The organism is Pseudoalteromonas sp. RB2-MNA-CIBAN-0110, assembly GCF_040309305.1.
In the GTDB taxonomy this organism is placed as follows: Bacteria; Pseudomonadota; Gammaproteobacteria; order Enterobacterales; family Alteromonadaceae; genus Pseudoalteromonas; species Pseudoalteromonas arctica.
This window is the reverse complement of record NZ_JBEOOQ010000014.1, coordinates 18,979-39,649: the sequence shown is the minus strand read 5'-3', so window position 1 is coordinate 39,649 and position 20,671 is coordinate 18,979. Positions and strand designations below refer to the sequence as shown.

The window sequence follows — 20,671 nt, the reverse complement described above, 5'->3', positions numbered from 1 at the left end:
CGTTTAAGCAAATAGCCTAACAAGCCAGCCGTATTTTCTTACCAAGCTGGTTTCGCCTTTCCCTGCTTGTACAGCTGCGCCGGCTAAAAAGGCACTTGTTAGTCCCACTTTAGTTGCGGCAAAACGCTTTAGTCTATATTGAAACGCTGCATGATGTTGGCGTTTTAACTCACTGCGCGTGTCCATTTGCTTACTAAGAGCATCAACGTTTTCATTAGGTGCTTTGATTAAGTAGTTAACTAACATGATAATTTCCTTATAAGTTAAACAGTTGTTTTAAGCTTTTGAGCGTTTTACTAAAGCCAATTTTATTGCTTAGGTAAACTGTATTTTTCCAAAGCCATGCTAAACAAGCAACTTGCAGCAAAGCAGCTGTTGCAATACTCAGCCATACTGACCCAAAAACATCGTATACACCGTATCCAACAGCACCTAGAAATCCTGCCCACAACAAAACCAAACCACTGGCAAAACAGCCTAAAAATATAGTGATCAATGCAAGCGATCTAAGCGATAACCGCCATTCAGCTTTAGCAAGCTGATGGGTGATCTTTCCTTGAGTTTGGTAATCGTCCTTGAGCTGCTTAGAGTACTCTAAAAGCTTTGCAATATGATCTTGCCAATCGTCCTTTTGGCTCTGCTGCTCAGTAGTTTGGTTTTGCGCTTCACCATCCTTGGCTGCGCTTGTTTGTGGGTTATTCATCACTGATTACTTACGACGAAATAGTGATGTAATCAGCATACCCGCAGCAAAAGCAATACCCGCGGTTGCTAATGGATTTTCAGAAGCAAATGCACGGGTTTTAGCTGTACATTCACTTAACTTTTCACGTGCAATAAGTTGTTTTTCGCTTAATGCATCTGCTGAGCTAGAAGCTCCTTTACGCACACTGCTTTCAGCTGTTGCAGCTTTGCTAGAAAGTGCATCTACCGCATCGTGCGCCGCTGATGTTGCTTTTTCTGTAAGAGGAGACTCAGTATTTGTTAGTTTAACGTCAGGCTTAACATCTGAAGTTGTGTTTGGTTTCGTATTTGTTGCAGTAGCCATAATCAATCCTTAATAAGTTAAAAAATTTAAATAGTGATTCAGATGATGCAATGATTAAACCAAAACTGTTATTTATTTTAACCTGTTGAATTTATTGCTTTTACTGTGCATATGTAGCTTTTTTATATTTAGTAATTTAAAGCAAACAGTAACTATTACTACACGATTAGGTAAATTTTACAAAGAGAGTAAAAATGCTTAAAAAGTTGTAAATATTCATTGGTTATTCAGTAAGCAAAGCGTGTAAACAAAAAGTTATAAAAAACAGAATAAATATTTTTTCCATCACAATCCCACTTTTTCCCACGTAATTCAAACGCTTCGCTTGAGCCCTTATTTTTTCTAGCTTTGGGACTTACTAAAGCTGGTCAGCTTACTTGACAAAATGGCTTGTCAAGCCCTAAACTGGAGCACTGTGGTAAAAAGTGGTTTTTAGTGGATCACACTGGATAAAAATAAACAAAAGTTGAATAAAACAATTTTAAAGTAGGTTTTTTATGTTTCGTGGCGCGAGTTCACTGAGTTTGGATGATAAGGGGCGTTTTGCGGTACCGACTAAGTACCGAGAATCTCTATTGTCTGAAGATCAGGGAACGGTTATTTGTACCGTCGCATTAAATGAGCCGTGTTTATGGTTGTATCCGCTGGCTGAGTGGCTCGAAATAGAAAGCCGTTTAGCTAAAATCTCCAATATGAACCCACGAGCCCGTCGAATGCAGCGTATGTTGCTCGGGAATGCTACTGAATATCAACTTGATAAAAATGGTCGAATTTTGCTTGCGCCGTCACTGAGGGCTCATGCATCACTTGGCAAAAAAATCATGCTAGTTGGTTTGATGAATAAATTTGAAATTTGGGATGAGGCGCGTTGGCACGAGCAAATGCAGCAAGATACTGAGCTTGAAAGGCTTGGCGATTTTGAACCTAACCAAGATTTAGATAATTTTACACTCTAACAGCACAAAAAAAGGCAAATAATAGCTAATGACAGCGCAATTTGAACACGTATCCGTATTAATGGACGAAACCATCGATGCCCTCGCAATTAAGCCAGACGGTATATACATGGATGGTACGTTTGGACGTGGCGGCCACTCTGGACAAATTTTAGCACGCCTAGGTGATGAAGGTCGCCTGCAAGCAATTGACCAAGATCCACAAGCGATACAATCAGCCGAAAAATTTGCTGATGATCCACGTTTTGCGATTGCACATACTCGTTTTTCAAATTTATACGAAGTAGCAGAGCAGAACGATCTCATTGGTAAAGTGGATGGCATTTTATTAGACATTGGTGTCTCGTCGCCACAACTTGATGACGCTGCGCGTGGTTTTAGTTTCATGAAAGATGGGCCACTTGATATGCGCATGGACCCAACAACAGGTCGCAGTGCTGCACAGTGGTTAGCAGAAGCCGAGTTAGATGATATTACCCACGTAATAAAAAAACTGGGCGAAGAAAAGTTTGGTAAACGCATTGCACACAAAGTACTCGAAGTTCGTGAGCACACGCCAATCACAACAACCAAGCAACTTGCTGACCTTGTTGATGAAGCAGTACCGGTAAAAGATAAGTTTAAGCACCCTGCAACACGTACTTTTCAGGCGATTCGTATTTATATCAATAGCGAGCTTGAAGAGATTCAAACAGCGCTACAGTCTGCAGTTAAAGTGCTAAAGCCTGGCGGACGTTTAGTGGTGATTTCGTTTCACTCACTAGAGGATCGTATTGTAAAACAGTTTATTAGAAAACAGAGTAGGGGAGAAGTGTTACCCAGAGGTCTGCCTTTAACTGATGCGCAAATAAATAAAAACCTGACGTTAAAAGCAGTGGGTAAGGCTATTAAGCCTAGTACTGTTGAAGTAGAACGTAATCCACGTTCTCGTAGTTCTGTACTTAGGATTGCACAGAGGTTGGGATGAGTAAAAAAGCGAGCTATCGTCAACCCAATTTATTCTTTGAAATATTAAAAGGCCTAGGTGCTAACAAGCTAACCTCGGCCTTGTTGGTTGTGATATTCGCTTCTAGTTTAGCTGTTGTGCAAACAACACATTTAGCTCGTGGGCAACTTATAAAGCAAGATCAATTATTACAAGAACGTGATGAACTCGATTTAGAGTGGCGCTACTTACTTGTTGAAGAAGAATTTTATTCGCAACATGCACGCATTGAAGAAGTTGCTATATCACAATTAAAAATGAAACGACCTACGAGTCAAGATGAGCAGGTAATAATAGTACAATGAGAAATAGAGGCAAAAAACCAGTCACTAATTTAATCACATGGCGCTTTATGCTGGTGTGTACAGTTGTGTTTATGGTGTTTGTAACACTCGTATCTCGCGCTGCTTATTTACAAGTGATAGAACCTGATAAAGCACGTTCAGAAAGTGATAAACGTACGGTACGTGTTGAAAAACTGCATGTGCAACGCGGAATGATTTTTGACCGCAATGGTAAAGAATTAGCGGTAAGTGTGCCTGTGGTAAGTGTATATGCTGATCCTAAAGCATTACATAAATCGCTTGTTTCTAAAGTAATCAAACAAGCACGTAAAAGTGGCGAAGATCACTTATCTTTAACTGAAAACACTGTTGAGCTTGATAAGCGTACTGCACTTTATTATAAAAACGATTTACGTTGGCGCGAGCTTGCAGATGTGCTGCGTATTGATCCTAAAAAGATTAATTCTCGACTTTTAAACGATCCTTCGCGTCGCTTTGTGTATTTAAAGCGCCAAGTTACTCCTGCTGTAGCAAATTATATTGGTGATTTACGCCTCCCTGGTATCCATTTACTAGATGAATCTAAACGTTACTACCCTGCAGGTGAAGTTACCGCGCATGTTATTGGTTTTACCAATATCGATGGCAAAGGCATTGAAGGCATTGAAAAGCTATACGAAAACGCTTTAACGGGCGAGGAAGGCCGCCGTACTATTCGTAAAGACGCACAAGGGCGTGAGGTAGAAGTACTTGACGAGCGTGAACGTGTAGAGCCAGAAAGTATAGAACTAAGTATTGATCAACGAATTCAAGCCATTGCGTACAAGGCCGTAAAATCAGCTGTACTGACTTATAAAGCCACATCGGGCTCAGCTATGGTAGTTGATGTTAAAACCGGCGAAGTACTGGCAATGGTAAATAGCCCTTCATTTAATCCAAATAACTTAAGCGATGCTGCACCTCATAAGCGTCGTAACCGCGCAATTACAGATTTGTTTGAACCAGGCTCAACCATTAAGCCTCTAGCCATTTTGGCTGGGCTAGACTATGGCGCTGTTCAAGCTGGTGACACGATTGATACCTACCCAGGTTGGATGCGTTTAGGTGGTAGTTTAGTTAGAGATACTCGTAATCACGGCGAACTAACACTACGCGAAATACTAAAGTACTCCTCAAACATGGGAGTTGCGAAGGTTACCCAGTTAGTGCCTAAAGATTACCTTGTTGGCTTATACCAAAAAGTAGGCTTTGGCAGTGATACTGGTACTGGAATGGTAGGCGAAAGCAGCGGTTTGTTTTATCCAAATCGTCGTTGGTCTGACTTTGAAATTGCCACTTTATCATTTGGTTATGCAATTTCGGTAAGCACTGCGCAAATGGCGCGCTTTTATACCATGTTAGGTGCTGGTGGAGTTAACCGACCTCTGACTATTTTAAAGCAAGATAATATACCTGAAGGCGAACGTATTTTTAAACAAAAAGACGTAGAAGCCGTAGTGCACATGATGGAAAGTGTATTTGAAAAAGACGGTACTGCTCGCAACATAAAAGTTGATGGGTATCGTGCTGCTGGTAAAACAGGTACATCTAAAAAAGCCGTAGCAGGTGGTTATGGTGATGAATATGTAGGTTATTTTGCAGGTGTAGCGCCGGCAAGTAATCCTCGTTTAGCCGTGGTAGTTATGATTAATGAACCAGGTGGTGATGTGTACTATGGAGGTGCCACCGCTGGCCCTGCATTTGCAGAAATCATCTCTAACGCATTAAGAATATTAAACGTAGCGCCTGACAAGGAAGAGGTTGCGTACGTACAAGGTAAAGATAACGATGCGTGATTTAAAGGATATTTTAAAATACATCGAAATAGATGCGCCCTCGCAACTGGTAAAACATTTACGCCTTGATAGCCGTGAAGTAACGCCAGGTGATGTATTTGTTGCTATTAAAGGCCATGCACTTGATGGCGGTCAATTTATTAATAAAGCAATTGAAAATGGCGCAACAGCTATTATTGCTGACAGATTATGTGAATTTGAAACAAGTTTTGAGCCACTATATTTAGTTTCGGAGCTTGATAAAAAGCTTCCAGAATTAGCAAGTCGCTTTTATAGCCAGCCAAGTCAGGCTCTTGATTTAATTGGTGTGACAGGTACAAACGGTAAATCGACAACCACAGCAATGATTGCCCACTTAGCGCAATTTTGCAGTACTGATTCGGCTATTATTGGCACTTTAGGTTATGGTCATCCTGATAACTTAATTCCACTGATTAATACCACACCTTCAACGGTTGATTTACAGCATATTTTGAGCGATTTAAATTCGCAGCATAAAAAGCTGGTAGCCATGGAAGTGTCATCTCATGGATTAGTGCAGCAGCGTGTTGCTAAATGCGCGTTTAAAGCGGCTGTGTTTACTAATCTTTCGCGCGATCACTTAGATTACCATGGTGATATGGCAAGTTACGGTGATGCGAAACTAATGCTTTTCCGTGATTTTGAGCCGCAAGTTGTAGTGCTTAATCAAGATGATTCTCAAGCTGAGCAATGGCTTGAAAAGTATGATTTTAATAACCTAATCTGTTATGGCCGCAAAAACTTAGCCCCTAAGAATGCTCAGTACGTTTATTTTTCTAATGTTGAATATTCAAGTGAAGGTATTTCGGCGCAGTTATCGACTAGTTGGGGTGATATGTCGATTAAATCGCCTCTGTTTGGCGAATTTAATTTATATAACTTAACGGCCGCGATCGCTACATTACTAGGGCTTGGTTATCCGCTTGAGCAATTAGTTTCAGGTTGTGCGCAGTTACAGCCAGTAGCTGGGCGAATGCAAGCATTTAGCCAAGCAGGCATGCCGACGTGTGTTGTTGATTACGCGCATACACCCGATGCACTTGCACTTGCATTACAAGCATTGCAGCTGCATGTGCCAGGTGGTGTAAGTTGTGTATTTGGTTGCGGTGGTGACAGAGACAAAGGAAAGCGTGCATTGATGGCGCAAGCTGCAGAGCAAAACGCTAATAAAGTTATTATTACCAGTGATAACCCTCGCTCAGAAAACCCTGATGACATTATTGCAGATGTAGCTGGCGGTTTAACCCATCCTCAAAACGCACATTTAGAGGCTGATAGAGCAACTGCAATTCGTTTTGCTATAGAAAACGCTACAGCTGATGAGGTTATTTTGATTGCAGGTAAAGGCCACGAAGATAATCAAATTATAGGCGATAAGCGAATCGACTTTTGCGATCGCCGCTATGTACAAGAACAACTAAAAAAAGCAGTAAGAGGGATAACACAATGATCCCAATGGATTTTGATTGGTTAGCTAATGTGCTAACAACCGATTATCAAGGTGATAATCAACACGTGATTAATATAAATACTGATACTCGTACAGTGTGCGATGGCGAAGTGTTTTTAGCACTGAAAGGGCCAAATTTTGATGGGCATAAATTTATAGCTGAGGCTAAACAAAAAGGCGCTATTGGCGTTATTGTTCAGCACAAAGTTGATGTAGATATTCCACAATTTATAGTAAGCGATACACGTATTGCACTAGGTGCAATTGGCACCGCTGTTATGGCCCAAGTGGCGCCTAAAACAATTGCAATTACAGGGAGTGTAGGCAAAACCACCGTAAAAGAAATGTGTGCGGCAATTTTGTCGGTTCACGGTGATGTATTAGCTACTAAAGGTAATTTTAATAACGATATTGGCGTCCCACTTACGTTATTGCGCTTAGAGCCTCAACATCGTTTTGCGGTTATTGAACTGGGTGCAAATCACTTAGGTGAAATTGCTTACACCACTGCAATGACAAAACCAGATGTAGCCGTTGTATGTAATGTTGCAGCAGCCCACTTAGAAGGTTTTGGTAGTTTAATGGGCGTCGCAAAAGCTAAAGGTGAGATTTTTGATGGCCTTAAAGATGATGGCGTTGCGATTGTTAACTGCGATAGTGAATTTAGCCAATATTGGTTAGATAAGCTTGAAGGGCGTAATGTTAAACGTTTTTCTACAACTGAAAAACTAGATATTTGGGCAGAGAACATCACGCTTGATGCCAATGCGCGTGCAAGCTTTACGCTTTGCACTAAAAACAAGCAAGTACCTGTTACTTTGGCACTACCTGGTAAGCACAATATTAGTAATGCACTTATCGCTGCTGCACTGACCAGTGAATTTAATGTAACCCTTGAAGAAATAGCCAATGCACTTGCCACAATGGCTGATGTAAAAGGGCGCGTTAATTTAATTGAAGTGTCTGATTTACTCACCGTGGTTGATGATACCTATAATGCCAATGTTAAGTCTGTAAAGGCTGCGATTGACTTGTTAAGTGATATGCAAGGTCATCGCATTTTAGCGCTTGGAGACATGGGTGAGCTTGGTGAAGATGCACGTAAGTACCATCAAGAAGTTGGCGAGTATGCACTTGAGCAAGGGATTGATGAGTTATTTACATTAGGTGTATTAAGTAAATACGCAAGTGATGTGTTTGAACTACCTAATCGCCACTTTTCGAGCCGCGAACAGATGCAGCAAAAAATTCAAGAAAGTATTAATAAAGTGAATACTAAAACAACAATAGTAGTGAAAGGATCGCGCAGTTCTCGCATGGAATTATTAGTAACCGATTTAGTTAATGGCCAGCAACAAGCCATCAATGGAGTATCATAATGTTAGTTTGGCTGGCAGAGTATTTAACACAGTATTTTAGTGGTTTTCATGTTTTTTCGTATTTAACGCTACGTGCCATTTTAGGTATTTTAACTGCGCTAATTATGTCTCTTTATTTAGGACCTAAGTTAATTCGTGGTTTGCAACGTATGCAAATAGGCCAAACAGTTCGAGACGACGGTCCGCAATCGCATTTATCTAAGTCGGGTACGCCGACTATGGGTGGCTTACTTATTTTAGCGGCTATTTTTACCAGCACGCTACTTTGGGCCGATTTATCAAATAAATACGTATGGGCAACACTATTTGTAATTGGCTCATTAGGTATTGTTGGCTTTGTTGATGATTACCGTAAAGTTATTCGTAAAGATCCAAAAGGCTTAATTGCTAAGTGGAAGTACTTTTGGCAGTCGGTCATTGCATTAGTTGTAGCTACTGCTTTGTATTTTACCAGTGCACAAGCATCTGAAACATCACTTGTTGTTCCATTTTTTAAAGACGTATTACCGCAATTAGGTTTGTTTTATATCGTGCTTACGTATTTTGCCATAGTAGGTACATCAAACGCGGTAAACCTGACCGATGGTTTAGATGGCTTGGCGATTGTGCCAATTATTTTAGTGGCTTCGGCATTGGCAATTATTGCTTACTTAACAGGTAATATTAACTTTTCGGCTTACTTACATATTCCACATTTACCGCTGGCGAGTGAGCTTGTGGTTGTATGTACTGCCATTGTGGGCGCAGGGCTTGGCTTTTTATGGTTTAACACTTACCCAGCACAAGTATTTATGGGCGATGTGGGTTCATTAGCACTTGGTGGCGCATTAGGTATTATTGCTGTTTTAGTACGCCAAGAGTTACTGCTTATTATTATGGGCGGTGTATTTGTAATGGAAGCGCTATCGGTAATATTACAAGTGGGGTCGTATAAATTACGCGGACAACGCATTTTTAGAATGGCGCCGATTCATCATCATTATGAATTAAAAGGTTGGCCAGAGCCTCGCGTTATTGTGCGCTTTTGGATTATTTCTGTTGTGCTAGTGCTTGCTGGCTTAGCTACTTTAAAGATTCGATAAATGCAGTATTTAAACGAGATAAAAAACAAACAAATAACAGTGCTCGGACTCGGTGTAACCGGTCTGGGCATTGTGCGTTTTCTATTATCTCATGGCCTCACACCAAAGGTCGTTGATAGCCGAGTAACCCCGCCGGGGATTGATTGGTTAAAAGAGCACGCGCCAACTCTAGATACCCACTTCGGTAAGTTGGATGACGCAGAGCTTTGTTCAAGCGATATGATTATTATAAGCCCTGGGCTTAGCTTAAAAATACCAGCTGTTGCAGATGTAATTAACGCAGGTGTTGAAGTGATTGGCGACGTTGAGTTATTTGCACGCATTAATACAAAACCTGTTGTTGCAGTAACGGGCTCTAACGGTAAATCAACCGTGGTTACGCTCGCTTATGAAGTGTTAAAAGAAGCCGGCCATAAAGTTGCTTTGGGTGGGAATATTGGCACAGCGGTACTTGATTTACTCAATGATGATTTTGATGTGTATGTGCTTGAGTTATCGAGTTTTCAGTTAGATACCACAACGAGTTTAAAACCAGTAAGTGCAACGGTATTAAATGTGTCTGAAGATCATCTTGACCGCTACGACAGTTACCAAGCTTATATAGACTCAAAGCTAAGTATTTATAATTTTGCAGAGCTTATTGTTGTCAATGCAGACGATAGTCAAACACATCCTGTTGAGCGTGGTATGGCTCCTCTAATTAGCTTTGGTGCTCAACAAGGTGATTACCATTTAGCGCAGCACAATGGCGAAACTCACTTTATGGTTAAAGGCGATGCCTTTTTACCTGTTGATACACTTGCGGTAGTGGGTAAGCACAATTATTTAAATACGCTTGCAGTAATGTCGCTCTTAAGTCCGTTTGAAGTAAGCAAAGAGCAATATAAAAATGCATTAGGTCAATTTAATGGGTTGGCTCATCGCTGCCAATTTGTAGCTGAGCTTAACGGTGTAAAGTATTTTAACGATTCAAAGGCAACTAATGTTGGAGCGACCATTGCTGCAATAGATAGTTTAGCTAGTGACGGTGAAAATCTGATTGTTATTGCTGGTGGCGATGCCAAAGGCGCTGATTTAAATGCGCTTAAACCTTACATAGAACAGCATGTAAAAGCATTAATTTGTTTTGGTAAAGATGCAAGTGACTTAGCTGCGATTACCAATAAGAGTTATTTAACTAACAATATGGAAGAAGCCGTTACTTTGGCCAAAGTACTTAGTAGTGCAGGCAATATTGTTTTATTAGCACCCGCATGTGCCAGCATTGATATGTATAACAATTATATGCAACGCGGTGATGACTTTGTTCAGTGTGTAATGGCAGAGGCGTTATGATTGCTTTTGCCGATATAAGAGACGCATTAACACCTAAGCCTTCGGCGCAGTTATACGATGTACCGCTATTGTACTGCGTAATAATGCTCATTGGTGTTGGTTTTATCATGGTGACCAGCGCATCAATGCCTACCGCAGAGCGGTTATTTGATGACCCGTACCATATTACCATTCGCCACAGCATGTTTTTGGCAATGGCGTTTGTGCTTTTTTGGATAAGCGTTTGTGTGCCAATGGAGTGGTGGAAACGATCAAACCCTTATCTATTAATACTAGGTATGGTGCTATTAATAGCGGTATTGATTATTGGGCGCGAAGTAAACGGCGCTAAACGATGGATACCTATTGGACCTGTTGGTTTTCAGGTGGCTGAGGCCGCTAAGTTGTACTTTTTTAGTTATATTGCGGGTTATTTGGTAAGAAAACGCGAAGAAGTACAAGAAAATATTAAAGGCTTTGCAAAGCCAATTGCTGTATTTGCAGTGTATGCACTGCTTATTCTGCTGCAGCCAGATTTAGGCACAGTGGTTGTTATGTTTGTAACAACGGTTGGTTTATTGTTTTTAGCTGGTGCTAAGTTATGGCAGTTTTTTGTACTTATTTTAACGGGCGTGGGTCTGGTTGTATTACTTATTATTGTTGAACCATATCGTATGGCACGTGTTGTTGGCTTTTTAGACCCTTGGGATGATCCTTTTGGCAAGGGTTATCAGTTGGTGCAATCGCTAATGGCATATAGCCAGGGTGGTTGGTTTGGTCAAGGCTTGGGTAACAGTGTACAAAAGCTACAATATTTACCTGAAGCACATAACGATTTTATTTTTGCCGTTATAGGTGAAGAACTTGGCTTAATAGGCGTTGTAAGTATTTTAACGGTATTAGCTACTTTAGTATTTAGGGCCTTATTAATAGGCCAACAAGCGCTTAAGTGCGGCAAGGAATACGAAGGCTACTTTTCATTTGCCATTGGTATTTGGTTTGCATTTCAAACCATGGTGAATGTAGGTGCGAGTGCGGGTATTTTACCGACGAAGGGTTTAACCCTGCCGTTTATTTCTTATGGCGGCTCAAGCTTATTAATTATGACGATTGCCACGGGTATTTTATTACGCGTAGATTTTGAAACCAAAATGGCAACCAAACAAGCCACCTCACGCGGAGGTAAGCGATGAGTAAAAAATTAGTAGTAGTGGCTGGTGGAACTGGCGGACACATTTTTCCCGGTATTGCAGTGGCCGATTATTTAAAACAGCAGGGCTGGCAAGTTAGCTGGATCGGCACACCAGATCGAATGGAAGCGAGCGTTGTACCTAAGCACAATATAGATATTGATTTTATTAACGTTAAAGGTGTTCGTGGTAACGGATTAAAGCGTCTTATTAAAGCCCCATTCATGGTAATTAATGCAGTATTGCAGGCGCGTAAGGTATTGAAAGAACAGCGTCCTGATGTAGTACTTGCAATGGGCGGTTATGTTACGGGGCCAACGGGAATTGCCGCAAAAAGTTTAGGTATCCCGCTGGTTATTCACGAGCAAAACGCTGTAGCGGGTATGAGCAATAAACTGCTAGCTAAGGTGGCTACACGAGTATTAGCTGCATTTCCAAGTGCTTTTGCACAGGGTCAAGCCGAGCTAGTAGGTAACCCAGTTCGCCAAAGCGTTATGAATATAGCCAAACGCGATGTATCAAGCCCTATTAATATTTTAGTAGTGGGCGGCTCGCTTGGCGCGCAAGTGCTTAATCAAACATTACCAGAAGCATTTAAAGTACTAAATAATACAGCTCCAATAAGTGTATGGCATCAAACAGGTAAGGGTCATTTAACTACCGTAGAAGCCGCTTATAAAATGCATGCTTTTACAGGCAGTAATGCAAAAATAGCTGAATTTATTGATGATATGGACGCAGCGTATAGCTGGGCTGACATTGTTGTTTGCCGTGCTGGTGCGTTAACTGTTAGCGAAATTGCAGCGGCAGGTAAAATGGCCGTTTTTGTTCCGTTTCCACATGCTGTGGATGACCATCAAACAGCGAACGCACAATATTTAGTGATGGCTAATGGCGCATTATTAATGCCACAAGGGCAGTTTAATAAACAATCAATTGTTGAACTATTAAGCCCGTATTTAGCCCAACCTTCATTAATTACTGAAATGGCTACAAATGCAAAAAAACAAGCCATTTTAGATGCCACAGCAAGCGTAGCAACGCACTGTGAGCAAGTAACAAATAAGAGAAAATAAGTGAAAGAAACGTCAGTACAAGAAAAACACACACGCCCCGCAATGCGCCGAATAGAAACCATCCACTTTATTGGTATTGGTGGAGCAGGTATGGGCGGTATTGCTGAAGTACTCGCTTTTGAAGGCTACCGTATTACAGGTTCTGACATTGCCCACAGCGCTATGACAGATCGTTTAATTAAAGCCGGTGCAGAAGTATTTATAGGCCATCATGAAAATAACGTGAAAGATGCCAATGTAGTGGTTGTTTCAAGTGCGATTGATGAAACAAACCCTGAAATTATTGCAGCTAAAGCCGCAAGAGTTCCTGTTGTTCGCCGCGCAGAAATGTTGGCTGAATTAATGCGTTTTCGCCACGGTATAGCAATTGCGGGTACGCATGGTAAAACAACGACAACAAGCTTAATTGCGAGTATTTATGGACAAGCAGGGCTTGATCCAACCTTTATTATTGGTGGCTTGTTAAATAGCGCAGGTAGTAACGCAAAAGTAGGCAAAAGTGATTTCTTAATTGCAGAAGCTGATGAAAGCGACGCGTCGTTTTTACACTTACAGCCAATGGTCTCGGTGATCACAAATATCGAAGAAGATCACATGGATACTTACGGTGGCAGTCTTGAAAAGATGAAAGACACATATGTGGATTTTATTCATAACTTGCCGTTTTATGGTTTAGCCGTTGTATGTATTGACTCTGAAGTTGCTGCTGAGCTTATTCCGCGTTTTGGTCGCCCAGTTATCACGTATGGTGAATCGAAGGATGCTGATTACCGCATGAGCGATTTTAGCCAATCAGCTAATACATGCACATTTACAGTAACTAACAAGCAAGGTGAGTGTTTAACTGCCACGTTGAATATGCCAGGTAGACATAACGCACTTAATGCAACCGCTGCAATTGCTGTGGCAAAAGATCAAAACATTGCGAATCATGCAATTTTAGAAGCGCTGCAGAAGTTTGAAGGTATTGGTCGTCGTTTTCAACACTATGGTGAATTTGAAAACGAGCGTGGCAATGTGATGTTAGTTGATGATTACGGGCATCATCCTTCAGAAGTTGCAGCAACAATTGCAGCAGTACGTGAAGGTTGGCCTGATAAGCGTTTAGTAATGGTATATCAACCTCATAGGTTTTCTCGCACACGCGACTTATACGAAGATTTTGTAAAAGTACTTGCTGATGTAGATCAGTTGCTACTGCTTGATGTGTATAGCGCTGGTGAAGATCCTATTGTGGGCGCAGACAGCAAAAGCTTATGCCGTAGCCTTCGTCAACGTGGCAAGGAGCCGCTGCATGTAGCAACAAATGCAGAGCTTGCAGGCGTTTTGGCCGCAAATTTACAAAATAATGATTTAGTATTAACCCAAGGCGCTGGTAATATAGGTCAGTTAGTTAAAACATTAGCTGCGACGGGTATGTCGATAGAAAAACTTAAGCAAGGTGAAGTATGACTCAGGTAAACACACAATTTGGTAAAGTAGCGGTACTGCTAGGTGGTAACTCAGCAGAACGTGAAGTGTCTTTACGATCTGGTCAGGCTGTTTTAAATGCGCTGCAAAATAGTGGCATTGATGCAATTGCATTTGACCCGCAAAGTCGTTCTTTGTGGGAGTTAAAAGAATTAAATGTAGAGCGCGTTTTTATTGCTTTGCATGGTCGTGGTGGCGAAGACGGAACTGTACAAGGTGCGCTTGAATTTATGAACCTGCCTTACACGGGCAGTAATGTACTGGGTTCAGCACTTGCTATGGATAAAGTACGTTGTAAGCACTTATTCAAATCAGCGGGTTTAAGCACTGCACCTTATACCGTAGTTGACGCTAAAAAAGGCTTTGATGCTGCAGCTATTATGGGTGAGTTTAAAAAGGTAATGGTTAAGCCATCGCACGAAGGCTCAAGCATAGGTATGGCGCAAGCAAGTACAGCACAAGAACTTGAAGACGCACTAGCTAATGCATTTAAGTTTGATAATCAAGTGCTTGTAGAGCAGTGGATCACGGGACGTGAATTCACAGTTACAGTGCTTGGCGATGAAGTACAACCAGTCATTGAGATGACGACACCTAATGGTTTTTACGATTACCAAGCTAAGTATCAATCAAATACAACGCAGTATCATTGCCCTGCAGATTTATCAGAGCAAGATACTAAGTACTTACAAGCTATATCGCTAGATGCATTTGATTTAGTGGGCGCAAGTGGTTGGGGCCGTGTTGATGCGATGCAAGACGAGCAAGGTAACTTTTACCTGCTTGAAGTAAATACAGTACCAGGCATGACTGAAAAGTCGTTAGTGCCAATGGCGGCAAAAGCGAATGGGGCAACTTTTGAACAATTAGTTGTTCGCATTTTAGAGCAAACGCTTTAATATGCATCCCCTTTTAGAAAAAGCTCAGGAAATCAAACTGAAACTTAATTGGTCTCTGATTTTTGGTGTGAGCTTTTTTCTGATAGTTGTAATTGGCTTAGTGCAAATTACAACAGGTGTATCGGATTGGTTAGTTGAAAACAAAGATGCTCAAATTAAGCACCTTACAGTGCAAGGGCAGCCTAAATACACAGATGAAACGGCAATTATAAAAGCGATTAAAAAAGCCGATTTAAGTAGTTTTTTTGAACTCGATGTTAAGCATGTGCAACAGCTAGTTCAAGACTTACCCTGGGTTGCTACCGCTTCGGTACGTAAACAATGGCCTGATACTATACAAGTATATGTTGTTGAACATGAAGTAGTAGCACATTGGAATAGCGACTTATTGCTCAACCAAAGTGGTCAAGCATTTCAAGCCAGCAGCGATAAGTTAGATGATGACTTACCGCAGTTATACGGCCCAGAAGGCAGCGAAGAAGAAGCGTGGATTGCTTTTAAGCAATTTGATGAAATGCTAAAAGTTAACGGCTTAACGTTAACAAGTTTGGCTTTGTCGGAGCGCTTTTCGTGGCAACTATGGTTAGATAACGAAATACGTTTAAATTTAGGACGTAAAGATAAAGCCAAGCGTGTACAACGTTTTATAGACGTTTATCCACGAATGGAACAACGTGCAGATGCACAAGTAGATACAATAGATTTACGGTATGATACCGGCCTTGCAGTCAGCTTTAAGCCAGTGCAAGAAGAACAATTACAAAATAAGAGTAAGGCATGACTAAGTCAGCAGAAAGAAACCTAGTAATAGGGTTAGACGTTGGCACCTCGAAAGTGGTTGCCACGGTAGGTGAAATCACCGCAGATAACAAGCTCAGCATTGTTGGTGTGGGCAGCCAAGTATCTCATGGTATGGATAAAGGCGGCGTTAACGATTTAAACTTAGTGTCTGAGTCTATTCGCCGAGCAATAGACGAAGCCGAGTTAATGGCTGATTGTCGTATTAGCTCTGTGTATTTGGGTATTTCTGGCAAACATATACAGTGTCAAAATGAAAGTGGCGTGGTGGCAATTAATAACACTGAAGTCACTGACGAAGACATTGAAAATGTAATTCATATTGCGCGTTCTGTGCCTATTTCGGCAGAGCGTAAAATGCTGCATGCATTGCCGCAAGAATACAGTATCGACATGCAAGAGGGCATTAAAAATCCACTTGGTATGAGTGGTGTTCGTATGGAAGCGCGTGCACACATTATTACGTGCTCAAACGATATGGCAAAAAATATCGAGAAATGCGTTGAGCGCTGTGGTCTTGAAGTCGATCAACTTATCTTTACTGCATTAGCGTCATGTTATTCTGTACTAACAGATGACGAAAAAGAGCTAGGTGTTGCAGTACTTGATATTGGTGGCGGCACTATGGATATCACCATTTATATTAATGGCGCACTTCGTCACTCTGCGGTTATTCCAGTGGCGGGTAACCAAGTTACTGGTGATATTGCAAAAATATTTCGCACACCTATATCACATGCCGAGTCACTCAAAGTACAATACGCATGTGCTAGTAGCCAAATGGCAAGTAGCGAAGACACAATTGAAGTACCAAGCGTAGGCGGACGACCAGCAAGGTTAATGTCGCGCCATACATTATCTGAGGTGGTAGAGCCTCGTTTTAGAGAATTATTTGAGCTTGCGATGGAAGAAATTCGTCGTTCAGGCTTAGAAGACCAAATTGCGGCAGGTCTCGTTATTACAGGCGGAACTGCTAAAATGACTGGCGCGATGGAAGTGGCAGAAGACATCTTCCAAATGCCAGTAAGAATAGGCAAGCCAATCGGGATGGTTGGTTTGACAGACTATGTAGATGATCCTTCGTACGCAACCGCTGTTGGTTTGTTACAATACGGGCGTACCATGCAATCGATGAATGCACAAAAGTCGAAAGCAGAGGATAACAATAATTGGTGGAACCGCATTACTAAATGGTTCCAAGGCGAGTTTTAAGACTCAAGTCGGAGAGTAAACATGTTTGATATAATGGAACAACACAGCGAAGAAGCTGTAATAAAAGTAATCGGCGTGGGCGGTGGTGGCGGTAACGCTGTTGAGCACATGGTTAAACAACAAATAGAAGGCGTGCGTTTTATAGCCGCTAATACGGATGCGCAAGCATTACGTAACTCTGCTGCCGATATTACAGTTCAGCTAGGCACGCAAATAACCTCTGGGTTGGGTGCGGGCGCAAACCCTGAAGTAGGCCGTAAGTCGGCTGAAGAAGATGCAGATACAATTCGTGCCAGCCTTGAAGGCGCCGATATGGTATTTATTGCAGCCGGTATGGGCGGCGGTACAGGTACTGGCGCAGCACCGGTAGTTGCTAAAATTGCTAAAGAACTCGGTATTTTAACCGTTGCAGTTGTAACACGTCCTTTTGATTTTGAAGGTAAAAAACGTGCAGCAGCCGCTGAACAAGGTATTAACGAATTGTCAGAAATTGTAGATTCACTTATTACAATTCCGAACAATAAATTGCTTAAAGTTTTAGGAAAAGGGACTACACTTCTAGATGCCTTCGCTAAAGCTAATGACGTATTATTTGGTGCGGTACAAGGTATAGCAGAGCTAATTACACGTTCTGGTTTAATTAACGTGGATTTCGCCGATGTTAGAACTGTAATGTCTGCAATGGGTACTGCAATGATGGGAACGGCGTCTGCGTCAGGTCCTGATCGTGCACAAGAAGCAGCAGAAGCGGCTATCTCAAGCCCACTACTAGAAGACGTTGATTTAACAGGTGCTAAAGGTATCTTAGTTAATATCACCGCAGGTATGGACATTGCGATTGAAGAATTTGAAATTGTTGGTAATCACGTTAAAGCACTTGCGTCAGAAAACGCAACGGTTGTTGTTGGTGCGGTAATCGACCCAGAAATGACTGATGAGCTACGTGTAACGGTTGTTGCAACTGGCTTAGGCGGCGATCGTCGTCCACAGTTTGGTATTGTTGATAACGGCTTTAAAAAAGCATCAGGTTCTGATGTTGCAAGCACATCAAACCAAACGAGCAGTATGTACGTACCAAGCTTTGCAAGCCAAGATACAAACACTGAAGAAAACACTGCTAAAGCGCAAACGCAAAGCAAAGAAAAAGCGCCTACAACTAGTTCAAGCAGTGCATCAAGCTCTTCAGCACAAAACAGTAAAAAAGCGGATAAATCAGAAGGTGGTGATTATTTTGATATCCCCGCTTTTTTACGTAAGCAGGCTGATTAACATTTAATAATACTTTTGTTTGAAATATGTACAAATATTGAAAGGCAAAAGGATTTATGTTAAAATCCGCCATATAACTGTAACTGATTTAAAAGTGAGCATACCTATGATTAAACAGCGTACGATTGCAGAAGTAGTCAAAGCCATAGGAATTGGACTTCATAAAGGTGAGAAGGTCACAATAACTCTCCGACCTGCGAGCGCAAATACTGGGATTGTATTTCGTCGTGTCGACCTTGATCCGGTTGTTGATTTTGAAACAACACCTGAAGCCGTTGGTGATACGCAGTTGTGTACCTGTTTAATTAACAAAGATGGTGTTCGCTTATCGACTACTGAGCATCTTATTGCAGCCGTTGCTGCAATGGGAATTGATAATCTAATTGTAGAATTAGATAGCTCAGAAGTGCCGATTATGGATGGTAGTGCATTACCATTCATATATCTGTTACAAAAAGGCGGAATTGAAGAGCAAAACGTTGCTAAACGCTTTGTCCGTATTAAAGAAAAAGTACGCATTGAAGAAGGTGATAAGTGGGCTGAAGTTGAACCATATGATGGTTTTCATATCGACTTTGAGATTGCATTTAACCACCCAGCTATCAATGAAAGTCGCCAACGTATTGGGTTGGATATAACAACGCAAAGCTTTATTGAAGAAATTAGCCGTGCGCGTACTTTTGGATTTATGAAAGATATTGAATACATGCATGCAAACAACCTAGCGCTAGGTGGTAGCATGGATAGTGCTGTGGTACTTGATGAGTTCAAAGTTTTAAATCCTAACGGTTTACGTTATAGCGACGAGTTTGTTAAGCACAAGATATTAGACTGTGTTGGTGACATGTTTATGACAGGCCATAATCTTTTAGGTAAAGTAACTGCATTTAAATCGGGTCATGATTTAAATAATAAATTACTTCGTAAAATTATGGCTACAGAGTCAGCATGGGAGTGGGCAACATTTGAAACGCCTGTGACGATGCCTGCACCCGGTCTTGAGTTAGCTCCAGCCTAAAAGCAGTAAAAGAGCAGCTCGAAAAACAGTTATAAAAAATGACGCTAATTAGCGTCATTTTTTTTGCGTGAAATTTAATAGCTCTATACTTTATTATAACTCTAAAAGAGCTTGTAACTGATTTAAACTAGCTACTGTATAGGTTGGCTTTATTCCGTCGGCTAATTGTTCACCAGGGTGTTGTAACCAACAAGTATCAATACCTGCATTGTTGCCGCCAAGTATGTCACTTGCAGCAGTATCACCTACCATAAGTATCTCGCTTTTATCTGGGTTACCCATTAGCTCAAATGTGTGCTCGAAAATCGCTTTATTCGGTTTTGCTATACCTACAAGTTCAGATATAACTAACCATTCAAACATATCTTTTAAGCCAGTATGCTCAAGGCGTACGGTTTGTAAGCGGGCAAATCCGTTAGTAATAATACCTAATCTAGCATTTGGCTTAAGTTTATTTAAAAGCTCAATAGCACCAGGTAATGGCTCGCAAATTTGCGCCATAGAATCTAAAAAAGCATCGTTTAGCTCTTTTGCTGGCACATTAAGTTTTGAAGCCCACTCATTAAAGCGTGTCACTTGTAAGTAATCTGCGCTAATAGTGCCATTTTGATAATCAACCCACAGCTGCTTATTGGTTTTTTGATAATGAATATAATCGTCTTGGCTAAAATCTACGTTGTAAGCTTTAAACATGCGAGTCATGCCCGCTAAAATATCAAACCTAAATAAGGTTTCGTCTGCATCAAACAATACATAGTTGTACTTCATTAAACTTCCTAAATTAATTTGTTTGGCCGTATAGCTCAGGGTGTAAAAAAGGCGCCATAGCTAAAGTGAGTGCTTGTGTATAGGTACTTTCGCGCGTGGCATGATTGTTGGTAAGTAGACCAATAGCGCCACCTTTTTGTTTAACGTTGGTGGTATTAAATGCTTTGTCCATTACATCGCCAAGTTCTTCACCTTTAAGTAATGCATTATAAAGTACTTGGGGTAGAGGAAGGTTGCTGCTACGCCCTACAACTTGATTTAAGGCATTATCAATAACAACGTAAGCAAAGGTTGCTGCACCATAGCTAAATTGCTCTGCACCGCCTTCCATTGCAACGTAATAGTGAGCTTGGTGGTGCTTTTTGCAATAATTAACACGGTTTTGCGCGCCAATACGTGTTTCGTCTTCGCCAATAGGCTGATCGGGCACGCCTGAGGGAGCATTCACACCTTCACAGTCAATGATACATTCTGGAAAATACATAGTAAAAATATGTTTAGCGGCATTTATTTTTACAGGATTTTTAGAACCGACAATAATTTTTAATTGTTGTGACATGCTGATCTCACCTTGAGCAAAATCAGCAGTGTACGTGAGTTAGCTTTAACAAAAAAGA

21 protein-coding genes are annotated in these 20,671 nt (G+C 41.2%); 16 read left to right on the top strand and 5 right to left on the bottom strand.

Annotated features, from left to right (window positions below):
* Positions 1-3: 3 nt before the first annotated feature.
* The 3 genes from AAEY68_RS08970 to AAEY68_RS08960 are packed head-to-tail and all read right to left on the bottom strand — an operon-like array spanning position 4 to position 1,048.
* Positions 4-246: a hypothetical protein gene (locus tag AAEY68_RS08970; protein ID WP_007582895.1), complete on the bottom strand. Its 243-nt coding sequence runs from the start codon at positions 244-246 to the stop codon at positions 4-6.
* A 10-nt stretch (positions 247-256) separates the two neighbouring features.
* Complete coding sequence (locus AAEY68_RS08965) at positions 257-703, bottom strand: threonine/serine exporter family protein (RefSeq protein WP_007582900.1); 447 nt, start codon at positions 701-703, stop codon at positions 257-259.
* A 6-nt stretch (positions 704-709) separates the two neighbouring features.
* Positions 710-1,048 carry a hypothetical protein gene (locus AAEY68_RS08960; protein WP_007582901.1) on the bottom strand — a complete coding sequence of 113 codons (339 nt, stop codon included), beginning with the start codon at positions 1,046-1,048 and terminating at the stop codon, positions 710-712.
* A gap of 497 nt (positions 1,049-1,545) precedes the next feature.
* On the opposite strand from AAEY68_RS08960, the gene mraZ reads away from it, so the two are divergent.
* The 16 genes from mraZ to lpxC all read left to right on the top strand — a co-directional run bounded on the left by mraZ (position 1,546) and on the right by lpxC (position 19,286).
* Complete coding sequence (mraZ, locus tag AAEY68_RS08955) at positions 1,546-2,004, top strand: division/cell wall cluster transcriptional repressor MraZ (protein ID WP_007582904.1); 459 nt, start codon at positions 1,546-1,548, stop codon at positions 2,002-2,004.
* 28 nt (positions 2,005-2,032) lie between these two features.
* Positions 2,033-2,971, top strand: a complete 939-nt coding sequence (rsmH, locus tag AAEY68_RS08950) for a 16S rRNA (cytosine(1402)-N(4))-methyltransferase RsmH (protein ID WP_008167099.1) — start codon at positions 2,033-2,035, stop codon at positions 2,969-2,971.
* On the top strand, positions 2,968-3,294 hold the full coding sequence (gene ftsL / locus AAEY68_RS08945) for a cell division protein FtsL (protein WP_007582915.1): 327 nt from the start codon (positions 2,968-2,970) through the stop codon (positions 3,292-3,294). Before rsmH ends, ftsL begins: the two co-directional genes overlap by 4 nt.
* The gene (locus AAEY68_RS08940; protein ID WP_350585839.1) at positions 3,291-5,108 is read left to right on the top strand and encodes a penicillin-binding transpeptidase domain-containing protein; all 1,818 of its coding nucleotides are present in this window, start codon (positions 3,291-3,293) and stop codon (positions 5,106-5,108) included. The genes ftsL and AAEY68_RS08940 overlap by 4 nt, the downstream gene beginning before the upstream one ends.
* A complete protein-coding gene (gene murE / locus AAEY68_RS08935; RefSeq protein ID WP_350585838.1) occupies positions 5,101-6,579 on the top strand; it encodes a UDP-N-acetylmuramoyl-L-alanyl-D-glutamate--2,6-diaminopimelate ligase in 1,479 nt (492 codons plus the stop codon). Before AAEY68_RS08940 ends, murE begins: the two co-directional genes overlap by 8 nt.
* Positions 6,576-7,958, top strand: coding sequence for a UDP-N-acetylmuramoyl-tripeptide--D-alanyl-D-alanine ligase (locus tag AAEY68_RS08930; RefSeq protein ID WP_024592942.1), 1,383 nt, complete (start codon positions 6,576-6,578; stop codon positions 7,956-7,958). The genes murE and AAEY68_RS08930 overlap by 4 nt, the downstream gene beginning before the upstream one ends.
* Positions 7,958-9,040, top strand: a complete 1,083-nt coding sequence (mraY, locus tag AAEY68_RS08925) for a phospho-N-acetylmuramoyl-pentapeptide-transferase (protein WP_007582922.1) — start codon at positions 7,958-7,960, stop codon at positions 9,038-9,040. Before AAEY68_RS08930 ends, mraY begins: the two co-directional genes overlap by 1 nt.
* Entirely contained in the window at positions 9,041-10,375 is a 1,335-nt protein-coding gene (murD, locus tag AAEY68_RS08920) for a UDP-N-acetylmuramoyl-L-alanine--D-glutamate ligase (RefSeq protein ID WP_024592943.1), read from the top strand. It abuts the gene before it with no gap.
* Positions 10,372-11,547, top strand: a complete 1,176-nt coding sequence (gene ftsW, locus AAEY68_RS08915) for a cell division protein FtsW (protein ID WP_007582927.1) — start codon at positions 10,372-10,374, stop codon at positions 11,545-11,547. The genes murD and ftsW overlap by 4 nt, the downstream gene beginning before the upstream one ends.
* Positions 11,544-12,620 carry an undecaprenyldiphospho-muramoylpentapeptide beta-N-acetylglucosaminyltransferase gene (murG, locus tag AAEY68_RS08910; RefSeq protein ID WP_010554297.1) on the top strand — a complete coding sequence of 359 codons (1,077 nt, stop codon included), beginning with the start codon at positions 11,544-11,546 and terminating at the stop codon, positions 12,618-12,620. Before ftsW ends, murG begins: the two co-directional genes overlap by 4 nt.
* Complete coding sequence (gene murC / locus AAEY68_RS08905; RefSeq protein ID WP_002957994.1) at positions 12,621-14,072, top strand: UDP-N-acetylmuramate--L-alanine ligase; 1,452 nt, start codon at positions 12,621-12,623, stop codon at positions 14,070-14,072.
* Positions 14,069-14,989, top strand: a complete 921-nt coding sequence (locus tag AAEY68_RS08900) for a D-alanine--D-alanine ligase (RefSeq protein WP_024592944.1) — start codon at positions 14,069-14,071, stop codon at positions 14,987-14,989. Before murC ends, AAEY68_RS08900 begins: the two co-directional genes overlap by 4 nt.
* 1 nt (position 14,990) lies before the next feature.
* A complete protein-coding gene (locus tag AAEY68_RS08895; protein ID WP_024592945.1) occupies positions 14,991-15,770 on the top strand; it encodes a cell division protein FtsQ/DivIB in 780 nt (259 codons plus the stop codon).
* Positions 15,767-16,999: a cell division protein FtsA gene (gene ftsA / locus AAEY68_RS08890; protein ID WP_007582937.1), complete on the top strand. Its 1,233-nt coding sequence runs from the start codon at positions 15,767-15,769 to the stop codon at positions 16,997-16,999. Before AAEY68_RS08895 ends, ftsA begins: the two co-directional genes overlap by 4 nt.
* Positions 17,000-17,020: 21 nt before the next feature.
* Positions 17,021-18,268: a cell division protein FtsZ gene (gene ftsZ, locus AAEY68_RS08885; RefSeq protein WP_007582938.1), complete on the top strand. Its 1,248-nt coding sequence runs from the start codon at positions 17,021-17,023 to the stop codon at positions 18,266-18,268.
* Positions 18,269-18,374: 106 nt separating this feature from the next.
* On the top strand, positions 18,375-19,286 hold the full coding sequence (gene lpxC / locus AAEY68_RS08880; protein ID WP_024592892.1) for a UDP-3-O-acyl-N-acetylglucosamine deacetylase: 912 nt from the start codon (positions 18,375-18,377) through the stop codon (positions 19,284-19,286).
* Positions 19,287-19,379: 93 nt separating this feature from the next.
* On the opposite strand, the gene yjjG is transcribed toward lpxC, so the two are convergent.
* Together yjjG and yjjX are read right to left on the bottom strand one after the other, a co-directional pair.
* Positions 19,380-20,054 (bottom strand): pyrimidine 5'-nucleotidase, encoded by a 675-nt coding sequence (gene yjjG / locus AAEY68_RS08875; RefSeq protein ID WP_010554302.1) that lies wholly within the window; start codon positions 20,052-20,054, stop codon positions 19,380-19,382.
* A 13-nt stretch (positions 20,055-20,067) separates the two neighbouring features.
* Positions 20,068-20,613, bottom strand: a complete 546-nt coding sequence (gene yjjX, locus AAEY68_RS08870) for an inosine/xanthosine triphosphatase (protein ID WP_007579903.1) — start codon at positions 20,611-20,613, stop codon at positions 20,068-20,070.
* Positions 20,614-20,671: the final 58 nt, after the last annotated feature.

Bases quoted from the DNA above. Each gene is read 5' to 3' on its own strand.
- AAEY68_RS08970 (WP_007582895.1), bottom strand. From the start codon at position 246: ATGTTAGTTAACTACTTAATCAAAGCACCTAATGAAAACGTTGATGCT.
- AAEY68_RS08965 (WP_007582900.1), bottom strand. From the start codon at position 703: ATGAATAACCCACAAACAAGCGCAGCCAAGGATGGTGAAGCGCAAAAC.
- AAEY68_RS08960 (WP_007582901.1), bottom strand. From the start codon at position 1,048: ATGGCTACTGCAACAAATACGAAACCAAACACAACTTCAGATGTTAAG.
- mraZ (WP_007582904.1), top strand. From the start codon at position 1,546: ATGTTTCGTGGCGCGAGTTCACTGAGTTTGGATGATAAGGGGCGTTTT.
- rsmH (WP_008167099.1), top strand. From the start codon at position 2,033: ATGACAGCGCAATTTGAACACGTATCCGTATTAATGGACGAAACCATC.
- ftsL (WP_007582915.1), top strand. From the start codon at position 2,968: ATGAGTAAAAAAGCGAGCTATCGTCAACCCAATTTATTCTTTGAAATA.
- AAEY68_RS08940 (WP_350585839.1), top strand. From the start codon at position 3,291: ATGAGAAATAGAGGCAAAAAACCAGTCACTAATTTAATCACATGGCGC.
- murE (WP_350585838.1), top strand. From the start codon at position 5,101: ATGCGTGATTTAAAGGATATTTTAAAATACATCGAAATAGATGCGCCC.
- AAEY68_RS08930 (WP_024592942.1), top strand. From the start codon at position 6,576: ATGATCCCAATGGATTTTGATTGGTTAGCTAATGTGCTAACAACCGAT.
- mraY (WP_007582922.1), top strand. From the start codon at position 7,958: ATGTTAGTTTGGCTGGCAGAGTATTTAACACAGTATTTTAGTGGTTTT.
- murD (WP_024592943.1), top strand. From the start codon at position 9,041: ATGCAGTATTTAAACGAGATAAAAAACAAACAAATAACAGTGCTCGGA.
- ftsW (WP_007582927.1), top strand. From the start codon at position 10,372: ATGATTGCTTTTGCCGATATAAGAGACGCATTAACACCTAAGCCTTCG.
- murG (WP_010554297.1), top strand. From the start codon at position 11,544: ATGAGTAAAAAATTAGTAGTAGTGGCTGGTGGAACTGGCGGACACATT.
- AAEY68_RS08900 (WP_024592944.1), top strand. From the start codon at position 14,069: ATGACTCAGGTAAACACACAATTTGGTAAAGTAGCGGTACTGCTAGGT.
- AAEY68_RS08895 (WP_024592945.1), top strand. From the start codon at position 14,991: ATGCATCCCCTTTTAGAAAAAGCTCAGGAAATCAAACTGAAACTTAAT.
- ftsA (WP_007582937.1), top strand. From the start codon at position 15,767: ATGACTAAGTCAGCAGAAAGAAACCTAGTAATAGGGTTAGACGTTGGC.
- ftsZ (WP_007582938.1), top strand. From the start codon at position 17,021: ATGTTTGATATAATGGAACAACACAGCGAAGAAGCTGTAATAAAAGTA.
- lpxC (WP_024592892.1), top strand. From the start codon at position 18,375: ATGATTAAACAGCGTACGATTGCAGAAGTAGTCAAAGCCATAGGAATT.
- yjjG (WP_010554302.1), bottom strand. From the start codon at position 20,054: ATGAAGTACAACTATGTATTGTTTGATGCAGACGAAACCTTATTTAGG.
- yjjX (WP_007579903.1), bottom strand. From the start codon at position 20,613: ATGTCACAACAATTAAAAATTATTGTCGGTTCTAAAAATCCTGTAAAA.